The organism is Pantoea sp. Ap-967, assembly GCF_011752565.1.
Taxonomy (GTDB): Bacteria; Pseudomonadota; Gammaproteobacteria; order Pseudomonadales; family Pseudomonadaceae; genus Aquipseudomonas.
In genome coordinates this window covers 1-1,340 of sequence record NZ_VWXK01000075.1, presented here as the reverse complement: position 1 = coordinate 1,340, position 1,340 = coordinate 1, and the positions used below count along the sequence as shown (strand labels likewise).

Sequence of the window (1,340 nt, the reverse complement as noted above, 5' to 3'; positions counted from 1 at the left end):
ACCACGTACGCCACCAGTTGCTGCTCCACCACCAACACCGCCGCCTCGCGCACCTGCGCTTGCTCCAGCAGCCGGGCCTCGATCTCGCCAAGCTCGATACGCAACCCGCGCAGCTTCACCTGGTGGTCGATACGCCCGCCGTATTCCAGCGTGCCGTCCGCCCGGTAGCGCGCCAGGTCCCCCGTGCGGTACATCCGCTCACCAGCCACGAACGGGTCCGCTGGGAAACGTTCGGCGGTCAGCCCCGCACGGCGGTGATAGCCGCGTGCCAAGCCCGCGCCTGCCAGGTACAGCTCGCCCAGCACACCCACCGGCACCGGCTGCAAGCCGCTGTCCAGCACGTAGGTGCGCAGGTTGGCGATCGGCTGGCCGATCGGTACCAGGTCCAGCCCTTCTTCGCGGCATGTCCAGTGCGTCACGTCGATCGCTGCTTCGGTCGGCCCGTACAGGTTGTAAAGCCCCGCCCACGGCAACCGTGCGAACACCTGGCGCTGGGTCTGCTCCTGCAGCGCTTCGCCACTGCAGATGATCCGCCGCAGGCTGCGGCAGCGCTCCACGCCGCCATCTTGCAGGAACACCTGCAGCATCGACGGCACGAAGTGCAGCGTGCTCACCCCATGGCGCTCGATCAGCGCCACCAGGCGCGCCGGGTCGCGGTGATCGCCCGGCGCCGCCACCACCAGTTGCGCACCCGTCATCAGCGGCCAGAAGAACTCCCACACCGACACATCGAAACTGAACGGGGTCTTCTGCAGCACCCGGTCATCACTGCCCAGGCCGTAGGCCTGCTGCATCCACTGCAAGCGGTTGGTCAGGGCCGAATGGCGGTTGCCCGCCCCCTTCGGCCGGCCAGTGGAACCAGAGGTGTAGATCACGTAGGCCAGCGCTTCGGCGGCCACCGGAACCTGCGGGTCATGGCTCGGCTGATCGTCCAACGCCGCATCCAAGGCCAGCACCTGCACCTGCGCAGGCACCTCCAGGCCCAGCTGGGGCTGGGTCAGCAGCAGGCCGATACCGCTGTCTTCGAACAGGTAAGCCAGCCGTTCGGCTGGGTATTCGGGGTCCAGCGGCACGTAGGCGCCGCCGGCCTTGAGCACAGCCAACAGGCCCACTACCAGCTCCAGGCTGCGCTCGGCCGCCACGCCCACCAGGACATCTTCGCCTACGCCGGCAGCGATCAGCCGGTGCGCCAGGCGGTTGGCCCGCTGGTTGAGTTCGGCATAGCTCAGTTGCTGCTCACCGAACAGCAAAGCCGGTGCGTCAGGCGTCGCCTGCACACGCTGCTCGAACAGCCCGTGCACGGTCTGGTTCAGGTCGTACGGGGTGGCGGTAGCGTTGAA

Annotated in this window: 1 protein-coding gene; it reads right to left on the bottom strand. The window is 68.0% G+C overall.

The window, feature by feature from the left end:
• Positions 1 to 1,340, bottom strand: a 1,340-nt coding sequence (locus F3J45_RS29535; protein ID WP_167070872.1) for an amino acid adenylation domain-containing protein, incomplete at both ends; no start/stop codon positions are given.